This window comes from Thiorhodovibrio frisius (assembly GCF_033954835.1).
Classification (GTDB): domain Bacteria; phylum Pseudomonadota; class Gammaproteobacteria; order Chromatiales; family Chromatiaceae; genus Thiorhodovibrio; species Thiorhodovibrio frisius.
The window spans coordinates 1,084,211-1,106,981 of record NZ_CP121471.1 but is presented as its reverse complement, the minus strand read 5'-3'; the positions used below and the strand labels follow the sequence as shown (position 1 = coordinate 1,106,981).

Below are 22,771 nucleotides of genomic sequence, written 5' to 3'. Positions count from 1 at the left end.
GGCTGCACCGCCCATGCATCTATCGGCCATGCATCTAATCAGCCCCTTCCGCGCCCTGCGCCCGCCCCCGACTCGCGCAAGCGAGGTGATCGCGCCGCCCTATGACGTGATGAGCACCGCCGAGGCGCGCGTCATGGCTCAGGGCAAGCCACACAGCTTTTTGCATGTTTCCAGGCCAGAAATCGACCTGCCCGAAGGGAGCGACCCAAGCGCAAGCGCGGCCTATGCCAAAGCGCGGGAGAACTTACAGACCCTGCGCGAGCAGGGGCTCTTGGCGCGCGACCCCAGACCCTGCCTGTATGTCTACCGACTCACCCAAGGCGACCACAGCCAGACCGGTCTGGCGGCGGTTGCCTCGGTGGCAGCCTATCGCGACGGACGCATTAAAAAGCATGAGCTGACCCGCCCCGCCAAAGAAAACGACCGCGTGCGCCATATTGAGGCGCTCGACGCGCAGACCGGCCCGGTGTTTCTCATCCACCGAGGTGCGGACAGCATCAGCCAACAGCTTGCCCAACACTGCGCCGAACCGGCCCAGATCGAGGTGCTGGCCGAGGATGGAGTTAACCATCAGATCTGGGTGATTCAGGACCAGGCCGCCGTCGGGGCACTTTGTGCCGACTACAATGCGCTTGATGCGCTCTACATCGCCGACGGCCATCACCGCGCCGCCGCCGCCGCGCGCGTTGCCGAAGCGCGGCCAGACGACCCCGGCGCACAAGATTTTCTGGCCGTTACCTTCCCCGACGACCAAACTCGCATCCTCGCCTACAACCGACTGATTCGCGACTTAAACGGCCTGACCACGGGTGCTTTCCTCAAGCGGTTAGAGCAGGATTTCGACCTCAGCGCCCAGCCCGCGCCGGTCACACCCGAAGGCCCCGGCATCTTTGGCCTCTACATTGAGCAGCATTGGTATCGTCTGGCCCCCAAACCCCATCTGAGCGAGCGGCTTGCAGCACGCGACCCGGCCGGACGCCTCGACACCAGCCTGCTGCAAGATTTCCTGATCCAGCCCATTCTCGGCATCGACAACCCCAGAACCGACGAGCGCATCGACTTCGTCGGCGGCAGCAGGGGTATTGCCGGGCTGACCGAGCCGGTCGATCAGGGCCGCATGCGCCTAGCGCTGGCGCTCCATCCCACCAGCGCGAGCGATCTCATGGCTGTTTCCGACGCCAACGCCCTGATGCCACCAAAATCCACCTGGTTTGAGCCCAAGCTGGCCGATGGGCTGTTGTCCCATTTACTGAGCTAAAACATTAGCTTGCAGCTAGGAGCTGAATCTCATCAGGTTCAACGTGACTCAATCGTGACTTATCCAGAATCGCGACAGCAGAGCGGATTCGGTCAGGTGCGAGGTGAGCATAGCGCTCTGTCATGGTGACAGATGAATGGCCAAGCAAGTCTCTAACCTCAGTTAGGGGAACCCCGGAAGTTACAAGCCATGCAGCGCATGTGTGTCGCAGGTCGTGAAACCGAAAGTCTTCAATGCCAGCCTTGGCACACGCGGCGAGAAAGCCCTTGCGGGCGTCACTGATGCGCTTTCCATTTTTCTTGACGAAGACCAGCGGACAGTCAGGTATATTTTCTGCTCGCCACCTTGCACGCGCCACCAGCGCACTGCGGACTTCAAGACTCGCTTCAGAAATGGCAAAGTCCCTGGGCTTAGACGCAAATTTCATGCCTGGGTCGCTATCGGCCTGAGAAGAACAGCTACCCGCAAGGTAGGATACTGCTTTTGCGCGGATTTCCGGCGATTTTTTAGCGTGACTAGAACGTGACGTAGGTTAGTCACGTCAAGGCAGATACAGGCAGGTTGGCAGGTGATGGGGGACCGGCGATGCGTAAGTTATTGAACAATTAAAGGGTCCAGGGTCGAATTGTTTTGCAGGCTTTGGGTTGTCTCGCAAGAAATCGCCTAACGAGATGCAGCACCGGACGCCGCGAATAGCGGCTCTGGTGAGCATGGCGTTAGGCTAGACAAGAGGAAGAAAAATGCAAGAATTCGAGTTACTATATGCAATATCAAAGCAAGATGATCAAGATGATGAATAAATACAAAAAATCTCCACCTATAAAAATCTCTGACGCCATTTTACGTATGGCAGAGCCATTGATTAGAAAATACCCTAAACGTGAACGAATTGTAGTAATAATTGATTTAGCAATTTTTTCTTGGAATGTATCACTAACGACTGAGGTCAAAAGAGAGGAAATAGAGAAAAAGTTAATTGACCAAATGCCAGATGCATTTGATGCGACGGATATTGCTTCAATAATAGAACAAACAGATTTCTTAATTGAGAGAAAGAAAGAGCTTTATCCAGATATAAACTATTTAATAGTTAGCCACAATCTATCAGTTGAAGATAGTGGACAAGTATCATTGGATGTTAACACAATCAAGCAATAGTAAAGGAGGATTAAAAAGGTCTGGATGAAATTATTTTCCAGACACCAAATCAACCCGCAATTAATCGCCTAACAAATGACTCCAGCCCGACCGCTCGCTACGCTCGCGGCGGCTGAGGGTGGCGTTAGCCACAAACTAAAGGCGCATATGCTTACACTACAAGAAAACAGTCTCAATTGGGCACTCAACCATGCGCTTAAAGTGGGTGACACAGACGTATTTCCATTGCCATTTGAATATGAAGCAATACGTCATGACTGGAATGTCATAAGAGCTGAATTAGCAAATACAAACGTCCTTGACTGGTCTACCCGCCCAGCAAGAACATTATTATCCCCAAAAGCGAAATACGGTTTCCGAGCTATCACCCAATTAGATCCAATTGATTTTATTGTTTACTTATCATTGATATACCTGATTAGCAAGCAGCCTCAGCCGAGCAAGAAAAACGACGCCAGCATGAAAAAAAGCGCACACTGGGTTTCCTCCTCTCATTTCAGGACCAAGCGCATGCCGATGAATCGCGTTCAATTCCAGCCCGGGCTGTCACTGCCGGCCTTTCTCGCGCAATTCGGCACCGAAGCGCAGTGCCAGAGTGCCCTGGAGCAGGCGCGTTGGCCCGAGGGGTTCCGCTGCCCTGAGTGCGGCCATGCCCATGCTTACATTCTCCAAGGCGGCACCCACAAAATCTTCCAATGCCAGGGCTGTCGCAAGCAAACCTCGCTGATCGCAGGCACCCTATTTCACAGCACCCATTTGGAACTGACGGTTTGGTTTCTGGCGATCTATCTCATTAGTCAGGCCAAGACGGGCTTGTCCGCTTTGGCGCTGAAGCGCCAACTCGGTGTCAGTTATCCCACCGCTTGGCTGATCCAGCACAAGCTCATGCAGGCAATGAGCGAGCGCGACAATGCCTACACCCTTGCCGGGGATGTTCAAGTCGATGATGTCTACCTGGGCGGGGAGCTGACTGGCGGCAAGGCCGGACGCGGCTCGGAGAACAAAGTGCCCTTCGTTGCGGCCGTCTCACTGACGCCAGAGGGCCATCCGCAGTACGCGAAGATGACGCCCGTGGCGGGGTTCACGCGCAAGGCCATTGCCGAGTGGACGGCTAGCAATCTGAGTCCTGGTTGCCTGGTCACCTCCGATGGGCTGGCTTGCTTCAACGGTGTCACCGATGCCGGCTGTCTGCACAATGCCATTGTGGTAGGCGCGCGCAAACCCAAGGATCTGCCGGAATTCAATTGGATCAATACCATTCTGGGCAATCTCAAGACCAGCTTTGGTGGGGCATACCACGCCTTTGATTTCGACAAATACGCCAGCCGTTATCTCGGCACATTCGCCTACCGGTTTAATCGCCGCTTCCATCTAGACACCATTCACAACCGCCTGCTCGTCGCAGCGGCCACAATCGGAGCACGACCGCAGCGGTGGCTTCGCGCGGCTGAGGCTGCTTGCTAATCAGGTCCTGTCATGCTGCCATTCGGATAAAGGAAATACCTATCAATGTCAAAATTATTTATTTCCAGCCTGTTTGTGCTGTCCCTATCTGGTACAGCTGTTGCCGGAATCACTGCTTCCGAGATCGCACCCTCCAGCTTTTCCGATAGTGTAGGTATGGATGAACGCGATGCAGCAGAACATAGCCGAAAACGGGTTATTGGCCTGCGACGCTTCGTTCTTTGCGTTGACGGGCTAAAACTCTTCCAGACCGTAGGTCCATCGGCTAGCGGCGCGTATGGCAGTAGCGGTTATAACCTGAATCCGTCACTTTCAACCATTCAGCTCTTTGAAGAACGGGATGGCAAGAGCGTTCCGGCAACATGCCAAGAGAAATAGTACTTATGATGTTGTCCCGAATAGTAAAACTGACCACTCTGCTATCCATGACTACCCTGCTATTCATAATTACTCTACTATTTACGGGCACGTCTGATGCCAGCTGGCGACCCTTTACTTCATCGGACGTTACTGATGAACTGTATGAGCCTTCTGCGGTACGCCAATTGCCTAATGGACAATTCCTGGTCGTTCAGGATGAGTCCAAAGATCCATTTGTGTTATTTGAATACATCGATGGCAAACTGAAAAATTTTATTCGTCCGCCACTGAAAACGGAAAAACAGCCGTTTTGGGTGATCGGTGCTGACACCCGTCCCAAAAATCTGGAAGACCTTGAGGGGCTCGCTCAGAGTCCAGATGGTTATCTCTTCGCCATCACATCTCATTCCCGCACCGAATCAGCAGCGAAGAAAAAAGACTCCCGTCAGAAACTGGTTCGGATGCGTATTGCGGATAACGAGATCGTCGAATACGCCCTGTTCGAAGAACTCCTAAAGGCAATAACCGATGCCTATCCTGAGCTGAAGAAACCGACCAAGGACGATAACCCCAAGGGACGGCATGGGTTTGGTATTGAAGGACTCTGTTTTGACGCTACTGGAAAGCACCTGTGGATAGGTCTAAGGGCACCTGTTATCAAAGGGGACTCATTGATCCTGATCCTTGAAAATCCGCATCAGCTATTCAGCGAAAAAAGCACACCGCGCTTTTCCCCCAAACCACTACGACTAAAGATGGGCAAGGGTGGAATTCGAGCAATGACCTATGTTCCCGAGCTGAATGGCTACCTGCTTGTTACCCAGAAAGCCAAGAAAAAAAGTAAATCCGAAAAATCCTTTAAACTTTGGTTCATGGAAAACCGGGAGGGTGCAGAGCCAGAAAAGATTACACTAAATGGCATTGATTTGGAAAAAACTGAAGGAATAACCCATTTTCGTGATAACAATCAGACAGTTATTATGCTGGTAAGTGATGATGGGAATAGTGCCAGCGAACACCCTGCTCAATACTTGACAGTACCTCTGGATGAGTTACACATCCCGTCAAGAGCAGACAATTGAAATTTGGCAGCAATAGTGCTGCAAGGTAAAAACAAGGCGCTTTAAAATGATTATTGACTACATCGACGTGCTACGTGACCTGGCTATCAATTTTGTCTTCATCGTGATATATGCCTTTCTGATCTATTATCGCCGTCATCATGATCGTCAAATGGCAATAACCCTGGTCATGTTTAACATGTTTCTCTTTACTATTATCATCACCATGACGACCACTGAGTTCAATATGGCGTCTGGCTTTGCCCTGTTTGCCATGCTATCCATCATCTCATTACGCAGCGTAAATATCTCCAAGATCGAGGTCGCCTATCTGTTTGGAGCGATTACTCTGGGACTGATCAACGGTATATCCTTGGGTGATTACCTCGTGCTTGCCATAGTGAATAGTATCGTTATCCTGGCGGCCTGGGTTGTAGATAGCCCATGGCTATTGAAGCCCAGTATCTCCATCGATATGACGCTGGACAATATATCCATTATAGAACTCAAAGACCAGAAATTGATCCGTAGCAAGATTTACGACATATATAACCTCCCGGTTCTTGGTTACACTGTCATAAAATACAACTGCAAAAAACAGACTGTGCAACTCACGGCAGAATTGAGACTGTAGTCTGCAATACTCGACTCAGGTGATTTCGAGGAAATTAATCATGAAAAATAAACCCTATGCTAACCTGAAGGTATATTCCCTGTTAGCCCTGCTTGGTTTATCCGCCATCATCCCATCCATTGCAATGAGTTCCGAATTGCTTGCCCTGCTGGATGTTCTGAAGGAGAACGGAGCGATCACTGCGGCGCAGTATGATCGCCTCCGTCGGCAGACAGAGGCGGCGGCGCCGCTGCCCGGTGGAGACTGTCGGCCCGAGTCTCCAGCAGCGAAGCCTGCCGATCACTCCCGGGCCACGATTGCCGCCGCAGCCCGCTTGGACGACCGGGACCAGAAACCCCGCTCGGAGCCCGCCGCGCCAAAGGACAAGGACAAGGACAAGGACAAGGACTCGGGCGCCATCGTCAAAACCAAAGGGGGGCTGTCCATCGAGAGCGCCGATGAGGCCTTCGCGTTCGAACTTGGCGGCAATCTTTGGGTGGATGGCGCGGCGTACAGCGAGGACACTTCGTCACTCGGCAACGGCGTGGATCTGCGGCGGGCACGCCTCAAGCTGGAAGGCCGGCTGTTTACCGACTGGGGCTATCAGGCCGAATACGGATTCGCTGGCAACGAGGCGGAGGTCAAGGATGCCTACGTTGCTTATGAGGGGTTCGACGACCTGGCCATCAAGCTGGGCCAGTTCAAAGAGCCGGTCTCGTTAGAAGAGCAGACCAGCGGCAGCAACATCACCTTCATGGAACGCGCCTTGCCGGTCGAGGCCTTCTCACCGGGGCGAAAGCTCGGCCTTGGGGTAACAAGTGGTGGCAAGGATTGGAGCGCCGCTGGCGGAGTCTTTGGCGAGGCGATCGGAGACGATACGGACGATGAAGGCGACTCCGGCTGGGCACTGGCCGCCCGCGTTACCCATGCACCCATCGACAGTAAAGGCCGACTCGTTCACCTCGGCGCCAGTGCGCAATACCAGAACACCGATGCGCAGAACGAGGTCCGGTACCGCACGCGACCCGAAAGCAATGTCACCGATCAGAGGCTGGTCGATACTAGGAGCATCCAAGAGGCCAGCGAGATCCTGACCTGGGGCCTTGAAGGTGCTGGCGCAGTGGGTCCCGTGTCCATCCAGGGCGAGTACCTTAAAGTAGGTGTGGATCGCCGCGACGCGCAGCCCAAACTCGACTTCGACGGCTGGTACCTGTTCGCGGCCTGGCTGATCACTGGCGAGGAGCGGATTTATGACGCCAGCCAGGGCCGATTCGAAGGCGTCGACCCCGAAGGTCCGTATGGCGCCTTGGAACTGGCGCTGCGTTACAGCACGATCGACCTTGATGACGCCGATATCCTCGGCGGCCAGCAGCAAGACGTGACCCTGGGCCTGAATTGGTACCTGAAGAGGAATCTGCGCTTCATGACCAACTACATCTGGGTAGATGCCGACCCAGACAGGAACGGCGAGCGGGATCGTCCAAACGTGTTCCAATTCCGCGTTCAATTGGATTTCTAATCCAATGGAACTCAAGACAAGTCAGAATCCATGAGCACCGCCATGACCGACAGCACAGATAGCAGTGCCGGTGCGGACACGACCGACAGCACAGCACAGGGCGATGCCATGCCCGCAGGCGACGGCAAGAAGCACAACAAAGGCGACGCCGTCGCCGCAGGCCGGAACACGAATGGCAAGAAAAAGGGCAGTATACCTTCAAAGGCCGCGCCGCAAACGCTGCCGGTCGGATCGGCAAAAGGCATAGAGACGCTGTTCCGCAACGCCTATCGCGCGGAGTTGGAGATTATCGCCCTCGCCGCCACCAAGGCGAACATCATGATTTCTTTAAACGGATTCATTGCCTCGGCATTGATGATCTCCGGGGCCTTCATTTTTGCCTCATCACCCGAGTTCATGGTGCCCGCTGCGGTGTTTCTGTGCACATCCGTCGCGTCGATCTATTTCGCCCTGCTGGCGGCCTCGCCAGACATGCGGGATAGGCCGCGCGGGATTTTTGCCTGGCTAACAGCGCTCTTCAAAAGGGAAGCGTCCCTGCAAGACTTCAAGGCTTACGTGAGGCCCAGGCGCGACTTCGTCGATGGTGAGTCCAACATTCTCATCTATGAGGAGCGCGTCAAGCTCTCCAAATCAGATTATTGGGAGCGGATGCGCGCGTTACTGAACGATAAAGAGGATGTCTATGCCAAGATGAGCGATCAACTGTACTGGCTGGGTCAAATGGCGAGCCGGAAGTTCAAACTGCTCAATATCTCCTACAACGTCTTTCGGTGGGGCCTGATTGTGTCGGTATTGGCCTTTATCGGCGTCGATTTCTATCATTACCTCCGTGATGTGATGGGTAGCGATCCCGCAGTGCGCCTGCGCAATCTCGGCATTGCGCAATTCGAAGACATCTATGAGCCGTCTGCGGTCCAGCAATTGCCGGATGGCCGCATTCTCGTGGTCGAGGACGAGCCGGATCGGACCTTCAGCATCACGCGCTTCGTCGCCGGAGGCTTGCTCACCGAAGACCCGATGCTGGATCTTCGGCTGATGCGGGACTTCCCGAGTAAACCGAACGACCTGGAGGGACTGAGTATGGATGCGGATGGCTACATCTATGCCATCACCTCCCACTCCAGGGACACCAAGGGACGGCGTGAACCCAGTCGGGAACAGCTGTTGCGCTTCCGCATCGTCGGTGACAATGCGTTTGACCCGCAGGAATACACCGACTTGATCGAGCAGTTGCGCCGCTCGCCGGTCTTGCAGCAGACCTTGAGTCAGTACACCGACCAGCCGGTCGACTTTTCTGACATCAATATCGAGGGACTGACCTTCGATCAGAGCAAGCGAGGCCTGTTCATCGGATTCCGTGAACCGGTCGTCGATGGACAATCCATGATAGTGAAGATGGACAATCCGCAGGGCATTTTCGAGCTGGGGGAAGAGGCGCATTTCTCCGCTGTCGCCCTGCTCGACCTGCAAGGCGGCGGTATTCGCGCCCTGACCTATGATCCCATTTTGGGCAGATTCCTGATGGTGAACGAGATCTCTGGCTATCAGGGCAATCCCTATTCGCAGTTATGGTCCTGGTCTGGCGAGCCAGAGGCGCAGCCCGTGCCGATCGCACTGCCGGAGATTATCAACCTGCACAACGTGGAAGCCATCGCTTCTGTCACCGTCAACGGCGAATCCCGTCTGCTGATGATGAGCGACGAGGGCAGCGTTAAAAAGGGCATCCCGGCCAATTACATGCTGCTGGAGTATGGGCAGTTGTCCGCAGACTAGCACCCACAGGCGGCTTACCGCCTGCGGGCAACCAATTTAGCCCTTTGGGAGCCGGCCATCCCGGATCCCTATGGAGATGAACTCAACCCCGAGCATACCCGCCGATCTGAACCTGGATGATCCGCAGACCCTGCCAGGCTTGTTCTCTCGCGTTGCCGCGCGCATGCCGCAGCGTATCGCGGTGCAGTATGGCCGGGCCTGCATCACCTACGCCGAGCTGGAGCTGCTCTCGAACCGGGTGGCCGACTGGCTGCATCGCCAACACCGGGTCGAGCACGGCGACTTGGTCTGTATCGCCTATCCGCGCGGTATCGACTTCATGGTTGCGATGCTGGGGGCGCTCAAGTGCGGCGCCGCCTACGTGCCGATCGACCTGCGCGAACCTCTGGAGCGGCGCCGCGCGATCGTTGAGGATGCGGCGCCCAAGTGCCTGCTGGTAGTAATCAAAGGGTCCAGGTTCAGTAATCAAAGGGTCAATCAAAGGGTCCAGGTTCGATTTATTTCTAAGATAAGTGTTAGACTGCGAAAAAAGGAAATCAAAATGATATCAGTATGCGACGGTTGCCAACAACTATTCGATCATGAACTTAAGACTATCAACGCTAAAGAATGGGATTCCAGCCTATGCAAGGTAAGCGTGAAGAAGTCTTACGACTGCAATCTTACTGATTGTGATTATTCACTTGACGGCGAGTGTTGCGTTGAATTTCAGTTCTGTGAGTCTTGCTTAAATAGTGATGGGCTCGACAAACGTTTTCTGAATTTTATAGAAATAAATGGCGACTTAAAAGCATCTGATTCTTTTCTGGCTTGATGACTTTTGCTAAGAATACTGTAGTTCAAGTCACGTGATTATCCTAATCTGATTGCCGAATCGCATAGATCCATTTTATGAATATTTCTCAAATGATTGTTGATCTTGCTGCTGACTATATTGATCTTGGCAGCACACTGGAAGAAAAGCAGAATTATCTAAATGTTCTCTGTGTAGCCTGGAATATTGCCATTCTACCCGAGTCCTTAAGGAAAGAAGCGCTAGATGAATTCTCGGCCAACTACAAAATGCAAAACCCAAATGACACTGACGAAAACGTTGTCAACATTCAAAAAGATATCCAGCTGTTAATTGATGAAAAAATCCGTATGTTTCCAGAAAATCTTTCATATATTGAGTTTAGTGAAATAAAAATCAAAAATGATGGCTATGCTATCCGGGTGGCATCAAGACCACTTTATAATAACAACCTCGATAGCCCGGACCAAGAAACATATTCTATATCTACGCTTCACTAATAAACTATCTAATCGCAGTTCTCAGCCCAAATTTACTACCTTTCAGTTTTTGCCGCTCTAAGTCTTAAGAATGATCATTACACTGAAACTTGAAGGCGCCTACGGAAGTTTTGATCCAACTTCTAAGGACTGGTATCGGTTGATCGAAATTCCAACTAACTCGAACCTTAAAGACTTACATCTTTGCATCCAAAAGGCAATAAATTTTGACAATGATCACATGTATGAATTTTTTATCGCTAACAATACTAGAAGTCGTGAAAAGAAAAGATTTGATAATGAAAACGCGGGGCTTTGGAATGTCCCTGTAGGCCAACTGTTTCCTCTGGGAAAACATAAGAAGCTTTTTTACTTGTTCGATTATGGAGACAGTTGGTACTTTAGAATCTCCAAAACAAGAAAACAGGTTAAAGCAGAAGAACCCGGAATAACTTACCCACGAGTAGTAGCAGCTGTAGGCCAGAACCCAGTGCAGTATCCTGCCGCTTTTTTGGGATATTAGATCGAATCATCTAGTTCAGAAGACTAGACATTCCGTTCTTCTCATAGTGGAGAAATTCCTATATTTGAAATTTCTTATGTCGATATTGAGACAGCTTTTCCAGATTTAAACGATAAAATAATTAATAGGCTATTAAAATTCACGGCTAAAGCCTGGGACAACCTTCTCAAAGTTTGTGAGACATGCCCGACTGCTTGCGTGACAAACAAGGATATGTATTCCGTCATGTTTGATGATGAGTCAAATTACTCTTAGGTCTATTGTCTACGGTTTTTTACCTCAGCAATGTTGGTAACTTTAGCTTCACCTCTTTTCAAAACCTCTATGAACTCATCTAACCAAAATGACCAAGCTCTGGAGTTTTTAAAAGCTGAATTACCCAGACTTTCAAAGCTGTACAAAGAATGTTTCTTAGCTGTGGGTCGAGGGGCGATGTTAGTTTATGCAAAATGCGCTTTAAGTAAAAAACCTCCCAATAAGCACAATTACAGGACACGTCAGGAGCTATTAGAATTATTCGATGCCGTTGAAAGTAAAGAGAAACTTGGCGGAATGATCGATCAGTATGAGCCAAAAGAAGAAGGCATCCTTGTCTTAATTACTGATTATTCATATGCCACGTATTTTGTTACTGTAAATTTCTGATTCAGTTCCCAAAGTCACTTTTGATGGCGAAATCATTTCATGAAAGGGCAGAATAACATTTCCGATGTTCCTTCGAAGGACCTCGACATCATTAAATACATTATAAAGCAGAAAGTATCGCTGCAACTCCCGTACTTACCTGACATTATCGAGGAAATGTTATTTATGCAAGGGAGAATAGCTTGGAATTACTACTGGACTCTTTTAGAGTTAAGTACAGATGGATCGGGAAGACCTAGAATGAAGATTGAAGTGACGGTCAAATTGAAAAAGCAGTTTCATCAATTTTGTTCTGACGTGCAACATGTTTTTTCATGTAGTGTTCAGGTTACTGAAGATTTTTACCATCCACGGGTAATTGTTAAAAAAAAATTGCATCTCGAAAGTAGTATTGAATACACTCCGTGCTCTGAAGGCGGTTCCCCGCGACTTGCAGCCTGGTCAAGCAGTGATCGGAGGCTTTGCCGACTTCCGTGTGTCTGAATCTTGACAGTCCACATTAACGAAGCATAAACCATGCCATACAGGCACGCCTTCTGCTCCCCTGCCCCGCCGCTTATGCCGTTTCAGGAATCGGGTGGTTTGACCTCCATTTCATGCAAGTCAATCTCACAGACTTTGAGGACTCCCTATCAGAAGTGGGAGACGCCTTTGCGATACGGAAGCAATAGTCGTGCCTATATTGGTCCTATGGGCGTTCGTTTTCTTCATCTCTGGAAGTCTGGTAATCTCGGCTCTCGCAAGGCGCCGGGTCTAACGTGACTAAAACGTGACTTAGAGTAGTCACGTTCGGGCTGGATCAGTCATTTATGGGCATCTGGTGTGGAATCAGCGATGCGTAAGCCGTTGATATTAAAAGGTTGATTTACAAGCTTTCTGGTTTGAGCCCAAGCTGGCCGATGGATTGCTCTGCCATTCATTCGGTTAGAGTTATTCCGATAACCCAGCGCGCGACTGGGTAGCATGTTTGGTGACCTCCAGACGCGCGCGTAGATCGCGCACCCCAAAGCCCCGCCAGGGACGCTCGAGACCCCGCCCGAACCCGATCACCTGAAAACGCTCACCCATGGCGGCGGGCAGCACCAACTGTCTGGCCCCGGCGCTAATTCGCATTTGCTGGTGAGGGTCGATAGCGCCGGCAAGTGCGTCCATCATGTGCTGATCGAGTCCGCAGCCGATAAGAAAATTTGCCTGGGTACTGTAGCCGGCCAGTGTCAAACCAGCAGCAATGGCGGCATCTGCCACGGCGGAGAAGTCAACATGGGCGCTGATATCCTGCAGGCCAAGCCGGGCGAATAACGCGGCCTTGGCCTGATGCTGGTGGTGGCTGATCAGGGTTCCAGCACGACGCTGGGGATGGTAATACTCGCGGCGCGGATAGCCATAGTCGATAATCAGCACCAGCCCACGCTCCACGGCCCCGGCCAGCGCCCGCATCCAGGGCGCCAGGCGCAGGTTGACCTCGGAGCTGTAGCCGGGCTCCAGCGCCAGACCCCGGGCTTGCAGCGCAAGCACGGCGTTCTGCAAGCCTTTGGAGCGCGGCGATCCGACCTGCTCAACCAAGGCTTCGTCGGTCTCCTCGCCGGCTCCCTCACTAGCCCCCTCAACCTTTTCCTTGCCAGCATCGTCAGCACCGTCATAAGCAGCCCCATCGCCAGCCTCATCGAGCACGACAAAGATCTCCGCCGGCACGCCGTCCTCGTCAATACAGAAGCGATGCACGGGCATGGCATCCAGGACTTCATTGGCAATGACCACACCCTGAAAGCCATCCGGCAAGGTCGTCAACCACTGCACGCGATGGCCCTGTTCTGGCAGTCGCTCAGCGATTGTTTCGCGTTGCCGGGCTTGCAAATCAGGGCTTGGCTCCAGAATCAGATAGCGCTCCGGCAGGGCATCGCGGTGCGCCAGCTCCGCCAGCAGATCGACTGCCAGCGCACCACTGCCGGCGCCAAATTCAAGCAGATCGCCACCACCAAGAGCCGCGCGGACCTCTTGGTATTGCGTGGCAAGACAGCGCCCGAACAGAGGCGAGATTTCGGGCGCGGTGACAAAATCACCGGATGCTCCAAGCTTGGGCAGACCGGCCACATAATAGCCAAGCCCGGGCGCGTAGAGCGCAAGCTCCATGAAACGGTCGAAACCCAGGACACCGCCGGCGGCATGGATTTCTTCCGCAATCAGGCCCAGCAGACGCTGATGATGAGCCCGGTCCTCTGGTGCTTGATCCAAGGCTGGCATTGTTCCATGCTCTCCTGTCTGACAACGAACCAGATGCGCGCTTGAGGCGAAGTCCCTCAAGAATTCGCAAACTCTATACCCACCGGACAGGAACTTTCGGCTTATTTGCTAAAGCAATATGACCAACACTCCCGCAAACAACCCAAGCCTGACCGGCCAGGTCGCGCTGATTACCGGTGCGGCAGCGCGCATTGGCGCCGAGATTGCGCGCACCCTGCATGCCGCCGGCTGCGATCTGCTGCTGCATTATCGCCGCTCGGTCGCGCCCGCCGAAGCACTGAAAGCCGAGCTTGAGCAAGCGCGCGCCAACTCCGTTGCGCTGGTGGCCTGCGACCTGAACGAGAGCGACAGCATTGCAAGGCTCGAACAGGCCGCGCGCGCATTTCGCCAGCGGCTGGACATTCTGGTCAACAATGCCTCGAGCTTCTACCCGACCCCGCTCGGGGAGGTCAGCGACAGCCATTGGGATGACCTCATCGGCAGCAACCTGCGGGCGCCGTTTTTTCTCACTCAAGCCCTCGCCCCTCTGCTGCGCGCGAGCGGCGGCTGTGTGATCAATCTGGTCGACATTCATGCCGAGCGCCCGCTGAAGCAATATCCGGTGTATTCCATCGCCAAAGCCGGCAATGCCATGATGGTCAAGGCGCTGGCGCGCGAACTCGGGCCCGAGGTGCGAGTCAATGGCATCGCCCCGGGCGCCATCCTCTGGCCGGAAGAAGGCATGGATGATGCGACAAAAACCGAGATTCTGGAGCGCACCGCGCTGCAACGCCCGGGAAGCCCGGCAGATATCGCCCGCACCCTGCTGTTTTTGGTACGCGACGCGCCCTACATCAGCGGGCAAATCATCGCCGTTGATGGCGGGAGAAGCCTGCAACAATGAGGCCTGCCACCGCTGCTGACATGGCACGCAAGCACCCGCTGAAAAGCACCGGGGCGGGTTGCGACAAAGACTGTCATGGCCGATCATAACAACTGTGACCACAAAGCCAACACCAGCAATGAACCAACATCCCCCTGACCCGGCAGACGCAGTTAACGCCCAAATGGGCAATACTGCCGAAGACTTGACTGCCAACCTCATGACCGCCACCCAGCCGGCGCACAGCTCCACCTACCCAGTCAGCCGCCTGGCACCCGCTTTCCACGCGCCCGATCTTACCGAACAGGTCGGTCGGGTCGAAGCCATGCTAAGCGCGCGCACCAGCGCCAAGCTTGGGTTGATCGCCGATCAAATTCGCCATCTGCAAGACAGTGCCCGCGCGATTCTCAAACAGGCGGAGGACGAACAGAACCTGCATCAGGCGGACTGTGGCTTTGAGCGCAAGCCGGGGCACATTTATCACTTGTATTGCAAGCAGGACGGCTCGCGCTTCTGGTCCATGCTCTCGCCGGCCGACTGGCGCGGGCAGCCGCCGCATGCCTTTACCGGCAGCTATCGGCTGGAAGGCGATTATTCCTGGACGCGACTGACAGACCCTGCGGCGGCAACCTGAGAACCAACCCGGCATCGCTCAGGTTTGCTCCCCCTCCGCATGGCCGCTCGCATCCGCTGACAACGAGTTGACAACCACCAAGCGATTATTCACCCAGGATCGAGAATGACGGCCCCGGATATCAAAATATCGCCGATTACCGGCCCCGAACTAATCGAAAACCTCCCGGCACTGGCAGCGCTGCGCATTGCCGTATTCCGCGAGTATCCCTACCTCTACGACGGCGATAGCAAATACGAAATGCGCTATCTGCGCACTTATTCAGAAAGCCCTGACAGCATCATTGTGCTGGCCACCGACGGCGATCAGGTCATAGGTGCATCCACCGCCGTCCCCATGCGACACGCGCCAGAAGAAGCGCGCGAACCCTTCGATGGCTTTGGCATCGACCCTGATCGGGTGTTTTACCTGGGTGAATCCGTCCTTTATCCGCAATATCGCGGTCGCGGGATTGGCTCGCGATTTTTTGAAGAGCGCGAACGCCATGCCGAGCGCATCGGCGGCTTTGACTACTATGCCTTCTGCGCCGTGGAGCGCGCGCAGGATGACCCGCGCCGCCCCATCGACTATCGCAGCCTGCATGCCTTCTGGCAGCGTCGCGGCTATGATCGTGAGCCGCAGCTGTACACTTGCTTTAACTGGCGCGAGATCGGCGAGGCGCAGGAGTCTTCCAAACCCATGGTGTTCTGGCTCAAGCCGGTGGGCGCCAATGCCGCCAGCCCGGCACCAGAGAGCGCCGACTGACCCACCACGACCTGTACCAGGAAGCGCGCAAGCCCATGAACATCACGCTGATCGTCTTGCTCACCCTGATGCTGCTCGTGTTCGCCTACGGGGTACTCATCTACAACAATCTGGTCCGGCTCAAGCACACAGTCGCCAAATCCTGGTCCAACATCGACGTGGTGCTCAAGCAGCGCCATGACGAAATCCCCAAGCTGGTCACCCTGTGCAAAGAGTACATGCGCTATGAGCAGGAGACGCTCGAGCGCATCGTGCGTGCCCGCAACCAGGTACAAAGTGCCACCGACCGCGGCGACGTGCGCGCCCTGGGCCCCGCCGAGAGCGAACTGCGCGCCGGACTCGGCCGCCTGCTCGCCTTGGCCGAGGGCTACCCGGACCTCAAAGCCAACCGCAGCTTTCGCCAGCTGTCCCAGCGCATCTCCCAACTTGAAGACACCATCGCCGACCGCCGTGAGCTGTACAACGAGAGCGTGAATCTACACAACATCCGCCTAGAGCAATTTCCCGATGCCATCATTGCCCGGCGCTTTCGCTTCCGCCCGCGCGATCTGCTCAAATTTCGCGAGGCGCGCAGCAACCCGGATCTCAACGCCCTATTCCGCGCCAACTAAATTCCGTGGCGACTGACTGAGCGCGGGCTAACCCCAGCGCCCAGATTCTCCACCAACAGGAGCCAGCCCACCATGAACGCCTACCGCGACTGGGTTCTGCAGGCCGAGACCGGAGAGTTCTGGTTCATCGCCAGCGGCGCGCTCATTGCGGCACTCGTCGCGCTCGTCTACGGGCTGCGCAGCTTCTGGCAACTGCGCATCATTGTCGACACCCCCACAGCCAAGATTCGCTCGGCCGCCCAAGGCTATGTCGAGTTGTTCGGCTTCGCGCGCGTGCGCTCCGCGCCACTGATCGCACCCCTGACCCAAACGCCCTGCGTCTGGTACCGTTACCAGGTGGAAGAACAACGCAGCAGCAGTCGCAACAAAAACTGGCGAACAGTCAAGCAAGGCCAGGCCGAGCACCCCTTTCTGCTCGATGACGGCACCGGCGAGTGCCTGGTCGACCCGACCGGCGCCATCCTCAGGTTTCGTGACAAACAGACCTGGCGCACGCGCAAGCCGGACGGTTTTTACGGCGGGCGGTCATCCCCGACCCAGTCCATCAGCAACTTCTTTGGCCTTGAGCGCAACTATCGCCTGACCGAAGAGCGCATCCACGCCGACGAGCCGGTCTATCTGCTTGGTCACTTCGAGACCCCCAGACGCGGCAGCAAAGAACGCCGGCGCCTGGCCAACCAGTTGCTACGCCGCTGGAAGCGCGACCCCGAACGCATGCGTCAGTTCGACCGCAACCAGGACGGCGAGATCGACCTGCAAGATTGGCAACAGGCGCGAGAACAGGCCGACAAGCTTGCCGAGCAAGCCGAACAGCGCCTGGCCGCCAAACCGCCACTGCCGCGTGTGGGCAACACCAGCACCCTGAGTCAGCCCTTCATCATCTCCACCCAAGGCGCGGACGCCCTCGCCTCCGGCCTGCGCTGGCGCACGGGCACAGCCAGCCTGGCAACGCTGCTGCTGGGCGCAGCGTCAGGCGCCGCCATGGTGATACGGCTGGGGGGATGATGCAGGGCTGATAAACCGAACGGCCAGACTCAGCCGATGAGCAAGCCCTCGAAGGCAGCGAGATGGGCTGCGGAGCCATTTAGCAGGTGCTCGTATGCTGTGCCCAGAGGCGTGCCGACCAGTCCGATGGCTGCCTGCTGGAGGTCAGCGATATCGGTGCTTTCCACGATCACCCCAGCTTCCAATGCAGCATCCGCAGATGCGCCACCTGTCTCAAGCAACTCGGAATACAGCGCATTGAGATCCTCGTTGATGTAATCACCAGAAGGCAGCACCATAATCTCCGCTGTGTCCAATCCTATCGCCCCGGCCTGACCAAGCAGTGTTGCCATGTGCCGATCCTCAGATGCTGCGATCTGAGCAAAAGCAACAATCCCGGTCTGCTCGTAAAACGCATCATACAAGTCACCAGCAAGCTTCTCTTCCTCGATCATGTAAAGCAGTTGCGCGATGGATTCCTCGGAGTAGTCGAAGTTATCCGGCTGCACCACCATTGCACATTGCCCGTTTCCCTCACTTTGCTGTATGCCGTCACCACGTGCCCATGCAGGCCCCCGCGCACCGGAAAAACTCGAAAAATCGGAAGAATCACCTTGGCCGCCCCACAGCCAAGAGCCGGGGCCACCTTGGACTTGCGCACCTACCTGCGGCCCTGCACCATACTGTGACAAGGGCTGCGGGTCCACTCCGTCGCAGGCTGTGTATTGCAGGTCTGCCGCAGTTTTCTGGCCGAAATGGTCATCCCCGTCAATGGCGCATGCGCCCCATTGGAGGGTGTCTTTTCCCTGTGCTGTCGCTTTCATGTGCTTCTCCTGTGCTATCTATCCGGCCCACCCGAACCCTAGGGCATGGGCTTAGGACTTGGTGGTATATCACAAAAACGGGGGCTCGCGAGAAAAGTGACAGGATGATGTGAGAGATTTTGTGGAGTTCAGATACCGCGACTGCCCCGTTCTCGGATAGAATAGACACATGCAATACAGAGATTTACGCGATTTTATCGAACAGCTCGAGGCGCGTGGCGAGCTTAAACGTGTGCGCGTCCCGGTCGACCCTTATCTGGAAGTGACCGAAATCTGCGACCGCACCCTACGCGCCGGCGGGCCAGCCTTGTTGTTCGAGCGGCCCAAGGGCTCGGACATCCCGTTGCTCGGCAATCTGTTCGGCACGCCCAAGCGGGTCGCGCTCGGCATGGGGGAAGAGACCACCGAGGCACTGCGCGAGATCGGCGCGCTGCTGGCCTTTCTCAAAGAGCCCGATCCACCCAAAGGCATGAAGGATGCCTGGCGCACTCTCCCGATATTCAAGAAGGTGCTAGACATGGCGCCAAAGGTGCGCAAGCAGCCGGCCTGTCAGGAAGTGGTGCATGAAGGCGCTGCGGTCGATCTCCGGCGCTTTCCCATTCAGCACTGCTGGCCTGGGGATGCCGCCCCCCTGATCACCTGGGGGCTGGTCGTCACGCGCGGACCACAGAAGCCAAGGCAAAATCTCGGTATCTACCGCATGCAGGTCCTGGGACCCAATCGCGTCATCATGCGCTGGCTGGCGCACCGTGGCGGCGCGCTCGATTATCGCGACTGGCAGCAGGCGCATCCGGGCGAGCCTTTTCCCATTGCCGTCGCGCTCGGGGCAGATCCAGCCACCATTCTGGGCGCCGTGACACCAGTGCCAGACAGTCTGTCGGAATATGCCTTTGCCGGTCTACTGCGCGGCAGTCGCACCGAGTTGGCCGCCTGCCTGGGTTCGGACTTGCAGGTACCGGCCAACGCCGAAATAGTGCTCGAAGGACATCTACACCCGGAGGACATGGCCGACGAGGGCCCCTACGGCGACCACACCGGCTATTACAATGAGGTTGATCGCTTCCCGGTCTTCACCATCGAGCGCATTACCCACCGTCGCGATCCCATCTACCACAGCACCTACACCGGCCGGCCACCGGATGAGCCGGCGATTCTCGGCTTGGCGCTAAACGAAGTCTTCATCCCGCTGCTGCAAAAGCAGTTCCCCGAGATTGTCGATTTCTACCTGCCGCCCGAGGGCTGTTCCTACCGCCTCGCGATAGTGAGCATGAACAAGCAATATCCGGGGCATGCCAAGCGGGTGATGATGGGGGTGTGGTCTTTCCTGCGCCAGTTTATGTACACCAAGTTCGTCATCGTAGTGGACAATGACGTGAACGCACGCGACTGGAAGGATGTCATCTGGGCCATGACCACCCGCATGGACCCGGCACGCGATACCCTGCTGATTGAAAACACGCCGATCGATTATCTGGACTTTGCCTCGCCAGTGTCGGGGCTGGGTTCCAAAATTGGCCTGGATGCAACCAACAAGTGGCCGGGCGAGACCAGCCGCGAGTGGGGCCAGCCGATTGTCATGGACCCTGAAGTGAAAGCGCGGGTAGATGGCATCTGGGATCAACTCGGCATCTATTAAACTGACAGGCAGGCCATACGGCTCGACATTGTCGACTGCCTGGAGCGAATGCCAGAGTGGGTCTTCGCCGACTGGTGGCTCCCCTTCGCGAAGATCGAGGAACTCAAGAGCGAGATTCGCAGAGCCGCGACACAGCCTGCCAGTCACTTCACCCTCGACGTGGCGAACGGCTATCTCCACTAGCCGGCGGATGACGGCGGGGAGCGCTGCGAGATGACGATCGCCCTGTTCCGGCAACCCGATGGCAGCGCCCTGCTCGCCCTGGAATGCAGAGAGATATGGGACGTGCTGCTGCCTCGCACTCGCATCGGCGCTCACCAGAAGCGAAGGATGCCGCAGAGATGGTTCTCAATGTCAAAAAGCCTCGGTGAGTGCCATGCCCGGCGTATAGGGTTCAATCCGATTGCGGCCGTTGCGCTTGGCCGCGTACATGGCCAAGTCGGCGTGTTTGAGCAGGGCAGTCAGGTCCGGGCTCGCGTCGCTGAGTTCCGCCACCCCCAGGCTGACGGTTACACGCAGGAGTTCGCCACTGTCTAGTTCGATCTCGGTGTTTTCAACCACCACTCGCAGGCGTTCAGCGACCTCTAACGCCTCATCCAGGCCGGTTTCCGGCAAGCCGGCGACGAACTCTTCGCCGCCGAATCGTCCGCAAAGATCGGCCACCCGCAGCGTACCCGTAACGGTGGCGGAAAGTGCCATCAGCACCCCATCGCCGGCATCATGTCCACGGGTATCATTGATGTGCTTGAAATGATCGACGTCGAACATGATCAGGGAGAAAGGATGGGAGTAACGGTGACTGCGATCCAACTCGCGTTTGACCAATTCAAGAAAGTAGCGGCGGTTCGCGAGTTTCGTTAGGTCATCGAGCGTGGCGAGGAGCCGCATTTTTTCTTCGCCGGCCTTGAGTGCGTCCTCGGCTCTTTTGCGGTCGGTGATATCTCGGCTGACGCCGACCACGCCCCGGTAGTGATCCTGTTCGTCGAAAACGGGAGTGGTGATGGATTCGACCCAAATGCGACGACCGTCCTTGGCTTGCATTTCCACCTCAATGCGATAGGCGGAGCGATCCGGGATCCCGGCTCTGATGGATGCGAGACGCTTTTTCACGTGTCCCATGATCACTTGCCGGGAATGCGCCGGAATCAGCTTTTCCGGTAGTCCCTTGCCCAGTTCCTTGAGCGTGTAGCCGTAGAGGCGCTTGAATGCCGGACTGACGAAGGTGTAGTTCTGGTGTTCGTCCATGGTCCAGATGGCGTCGGCGGCATGATCGGCGAGCAGGCGATATCGGGACTCGCTGGTAGTCAGGGCATCGACAAGTTCCTTGACCGGGGTAATGTCCTGCAGATGGGAAATGAAGTGCAAGGGTTTGCCCTGCTGATCGTGGGCCAGGGCACTGGACACCCGCCCCCAGATCGTCCGACCGTCCTTGCAGATATAGCGCTTTTCAAACACGCCAGTGGTCGTTGTGCCGGCAAGACTTCGCTCAATGAAATGGCCGCTGAGGTCCTTGTCGCCCGGATGCGCGATATCATGGACACTCATGGTCGTAAACTCTGTTTGGGAATAGCCGAGGAGATCGCACATCCGCTGATTCACCCGGCTGAAATTCCCCGCCAGATCGACAATGCAAATGCCGTCATTGGCATGCTCGAAGGCGATGCGGAATTCTTCCTCGCTCGCTTTCAGCGCGGCCTCGGTTTGCTTGCGATCGAGATACATCCCCAGGGACTGGGAGGCGGCACGCAGCAGATTAAGATCGTCCGCCGACCATTGCTTGGCCTGGCGCGTTTCATCGTAGCCAACGAAGCCGCCCCATTCCTTTCCGACCCAGATTGGAATCACCAGAATGGAGAGAATCGACTGCGGCTCGAGGACCGCGCGCTCGGATTCCGGGAAGGTGGCAACAACGCCGTTGATCATGTGGTCGCGCGCGAGCTCGTACTCCCAGCGCGCGAAACCATCCTCGGCATAGACAATATGCTGCAAGGCGGGATTGTCCAACTGTGAACAGGCACCCTCGGCGCAAGCCTCATGGGTTTGCCGCATGGCCAGCCGCCCGTCGGTATCGAGGTAATTCTGAAAAATATACACACGCGAGCACTGGGTGGCGTCCAGAATGTAGGGCAGGCAATGATGGATCGCATCGGGCCGGTCCAGGACCAGGGTGTTGGAGAACAGGGCGAAGTTGCGCTCGTAACGCAGGCGCGTCGCGAGCTTCTCGCGTTGCCGGGTTCGCTCATAAAAGAGCGCGGATAGAGTGCCGGTCAGAAAGGCAATCAGGATCTGCCAGACGATGAAACTGGTTCCGACTGGCCGGGTATCCGTATCCGCGAGCTGCGGTTGCCCATCGGGCGCAGCAGTCTCCTGGGTGAGATGCCGGTCGAGCTGGGGGTTGGCGTCGGGCATCACATGGAACTGCAAGGCCAATTGCAGCACTGAGAAAATGAGTACGCCGAAAACACCAACGGAGACGACCGCCCGGGTGCGTGGCGAAAGACGAAACCGCCGTGCAAGACGGCGGAGCGGGAGCATCGGGTCCTTCATCGTCGGTTCCATCCTGGATTACCTGCGTGCGAGGAACGAAGC

The 22,771-nt window shown here is 55.6% G+C and carries 23 protein-coding genes; 19 read left to right on the top strand and 4 right to left on the bottom strand.

Annotated features, from left to right (window positions below; translation table 11 throughout):
* Positions 1–28 precede the first annotated feature (28 nt).
* The gene (locus tag Thiofri_RS05310) at positions 29–1,258 is read left to right on the top strand and encodes a DUF1015 domain-containing protein (RefSeq protein WP_040857495.1); all 1,230 of its coding nucleotides are present in this window, start codon (positions 29–31) and stop codon (positions 1,256–1,258) included.
* Between the two features lie 4 nt (positions 1,259–1,262).
* On the opposite strand, the gene Thiofri_RS05305 is transcribed toward Thiofri_RS05310, so the two are convergent.
* Positions 1,263–1,685, bottom strand: coding sequence for a site-specific integrase (locus Thiofri_RS05305; RefSeq protein WP_051023959.1), 423 nt, complete (start codon positions 1,683–1,685; stop codon positions 1,263–1,265).
* Positions 1,686–2,038: 353 nt separating this feature from the next.
* On the opposite strand from Thiofri_RS05305, the gene Thiofri_RS05300 reads away from it, so the two are divergent.
* The 11 genes from Thiofri_RS05300 (at position 2,039) to Thiofri_RS05250 (ending at position 11,646) form a co-directional block, all read left to right on the top strand.
* On the top strand, positions 2,039–2,416 hold the full coding sequence (locus tag Thiofri_RS05300; protein WP_143741999.1) for a hypothetical protein: 378 nt from the start codon (positions 2,039–2,041) through the stop codon (positions 2,414–2,416).
* A gap of 510 nt (positions 2,417–2,926) precedes the next feature.
* Positions 2,927–3,880: an IS1595 family transposase gene (locus Thiofri_RS05295; protein ID WP_009150675.1), complete on the top strand. Its 954-nt coding sequence runs from the start codon at positions 2,927–2,929 to the stop codon at positions 3,878–3,880.
* Positions 3,881–3,925: 45 nt separating this feature from the next.
* Positions 3,926–4,258, top strand: a complete 333-nt coding sequence (locus tag Thiofri_RS05290; RefSeq protein WP_009150674.1) for a hypothetical protein — start codon at positions 3,926–3,928, stop codon at positions 4,256–4,258.
* Positions 4,259–4,305: 47 nt separating this feature from the next.
* Positions 4,306–5,322 carry a DUF3616 domain-containing protein gene (locus Thiofri_RS05285; RefSeq protein ID WP_190275860.1) on the top strand — a complete coding sequence of 339 codons (1,017 nt, stop codon included), beginning with the start codon at positions 4,306–4,308 and terminating at the stop codon, positions 5,320–5,322.
* Positions 5,323–5,368: 46 nt separating this feature from the next.
* Positions 5,369–5,935, top strand: coding sequence for a DUF4956 domain-containing protein (locus Thiofri_RS05280; protein ID WP_009150672.1), 567 nt, complete (start codon positions 5,369–5,371; stop codon positions 5,933–5,935).
* Between the two features lie 40 nt (positions 5,936–5,975).
* Positions 5,976–7,433, top strand: a complete 1,458-nt coding sequence (locus tag Thiofri_RS05275) for an OprO/OprP family phosphate-selective porin (RefSeq protein ID WP_009150671.1) — start codon at positions 5,976–5,978, stop codon at positions 7,431–7,433.
* Positions 7,434–7,475: 42 nt separating this feature from the next.
* Entirely contained in the window at positions 7,476–9,206 is a 1,731-nt protein-coding gene (locus Thiofri_RS05270; RefSeq protein ID WP_009150670.1) for a DUF3616 domain-containing protein, read from the top strand.
* Between the two features lie 76 nt (positions 9,207–9,282).
* Positions 9,283–10,020, top strand: coding sequence for an AMP-binding protein (locus Thiofri_RS05265; RefSeq protein ID WP_190275859.1), 738 nt, complete (start codon positions 9,283–9,285; stop codon positions 10,018–10,020).
* Positions 10,021–10,097: 77 nt separating this feature from the next.
* Entirely contained in the window at positions 10,098–10,499 is a 402-nt protein-coding gene (locus Thiofri_RS05260) for a hypothetical protein (protein ID WP_040857492.1), read from the top strand.
* A gap of 70 nt (positions 10,500–10,569) precedes the next feature.
* The gene (locus Thiofri_RS05255; RefSeq protein WP_009150667.1) at positions 10,570–11,001 is read left to right on the top strand and encodes an IS1096 element passenger TnpR family protein; all 432 of its coding nucleotides are present in this window, start codon (positions 10,570–10,572) and stop codon (positions 10,999–11,001) included.
* A gap of 324 nt (positions 11,002–11,325) precedes the next feature.
* Positions 11,326–11,646: a hypothetical protein gene (locus Thiofri_RS05250; RefSeq protein ID WP_143741997.1), complete on the top strand. Its 321-nt coding sequence runs from the start codon at positions 11,326–11,328 to the stop codon at positions 11,644–11,646.
* A gap of 930 nt (positions 11,647–12,576) precedes the next feature.
* Here the strand turns inward: Thiofri_RS05250 and Thiofri_RS05245 are convergent.
* On the bottom strand, positions 12,577–13,887 hold the full coding sequence (locus Thiofri_RS05245; RefSeq protein WP_009150665.1) for a class I SAM-dependent methyltransferase: 1,311 nt from the start codon (positions 13,885–13,887) through the stop codon (positions 12,577–12,579).
* Between the two features lie 118 nt (positions 13,888–14,005).
* Here Thiofri_RS05245 and Thiofri_RS05240 point away from each other — a divergent pair, with 118 nt between their 5' ends.
* From Thiofri_RS05240 to Thiofri_RS05220, 5 genes are all read left to right on the top strand, one after another.
* On the top strand, positions 14,006–14,770 hold the full coding sequence (locus Thiofri_RS05240) for a pteridine reductase (RefSeq protein ID WP_009150664.1): 765 nt from the start codon (positions 14,006–14,008) through the stop codon (positions 14,768–14,770).
* Between the two features lie 163 nt (positions 14,771–14,933).
* Positions 14,934–15,383, top strand: a complete 450-nt coding sequence (locus tag Thiofri_RS05235; RefSeq protein ID WP_223296814.1) for a DUF2452 domain-containing protein — start codon at positions 14,934–14,936, stop codon at positions 15,381–15,383.
* Positions 15,384–15,488: 105 nt separating this feature from the next.
* The gene (locus Thiofri_RS05230) at positions 15,489–16,127 is read left to right on the top strand and encodes a GNAT family N-acetyltransferase (RefSeq protein ID WP_009150662.1); all 639 of its coding nucleotides are present in this window, start codon (positions 15,489–15,491) and stop codon (positions 16,125–16,127) included.
* Positions 16,128–16,162: 35 nt separating this feature from the next.
* Positions 16,163–16,738 carry a LemA family protein gene (locus tag Thiofri_RS05225; protein ID WP_009150661.1) on the top strand — a complete coding sequence of 192 codons (576 nt, stop codon included), beginning with the start codon at positions 16,163–16,165 and terminating at the stop codon, positions 16,736–16,738.
* Positions 16,739–16,810: 72 nt separating this feature from the next.
* Entirely contained in the window at positions 16,811–17,743 is a 933-nt protein-coding gene (locus Thiofri_RS05220) for a GIDE domain-containing protein (protein WP_009150660.1), read from the top strand.
* 29 nt (positions 17,744–17,772) lie between these two features.
* Here Thiofri_RS05220 and Thiofri_RS05215 read toward each other — a convergent pair whose 3' ends face one another.
* A complete protein-coding gene (locus tag Thiofri_RS05215) occupies positions 17,773–18,546 on the bottom strand; it encodes a DUF2202 domain-containing protein (protein ID WP_009150659.1) in 774 nt (257 codons plus the stop codon).
* A 169-nt stretch (positions 18,547–18,715) separates the two neighbouring features.
* Here Thiofri_RS05215 and ubiD point away from each other — a divergent pair, with 169 nt between their 5' ends.
* Together ubiD and Thiofri_RS05205 are read left to right on the top strand one after the other, a co-directional pair.
* Positions 18,716–20,182 (top strand): 4-hydroxy-3-polyprenylbenzoate decarboxylase, encoded by a 1,467-nt coding sequence (gene ubiD / locus Thiofri_RS05210; protein ID WP_009150658.1) that lies wholly within the window; start codon positions 18,716–18,718, stop codon positions 20,180–20,182.
* A 48-nt stretch (positions 20,183–20,230) separates the two neighbouring features.
* Positions 20,231–20,365, top strand: a complete 135-nt coding sequence (locus tag Thiofri_RS05205; RefSeq protein WP_009150657.1) for a hypothetical protein — start codon at positions 20,231–20,233, stop codon at positions 20,363–20,365.
* 171 nt (positions 20,366–20,536) lie between these two features.
* On the opposite strand, the gene Thiofri_RS05200 is transcribed toward Thiofri_RS05205, so the two are convergent.
* The gene (locus Thiofri_RS05200) at positions 20,537–22,729 is read right to left on the bottom strand and encodes a PAS domain S-box protein (RefSeq protein WP_009150656.1); all 2,193 of its coding nucleotides are present in this window, start codon (positions 22,727–22,729) and stop codon (positions 20,537–20,539) included.
* Positions 22,730–22,771 lie beyond the last annotated feature (42 nt).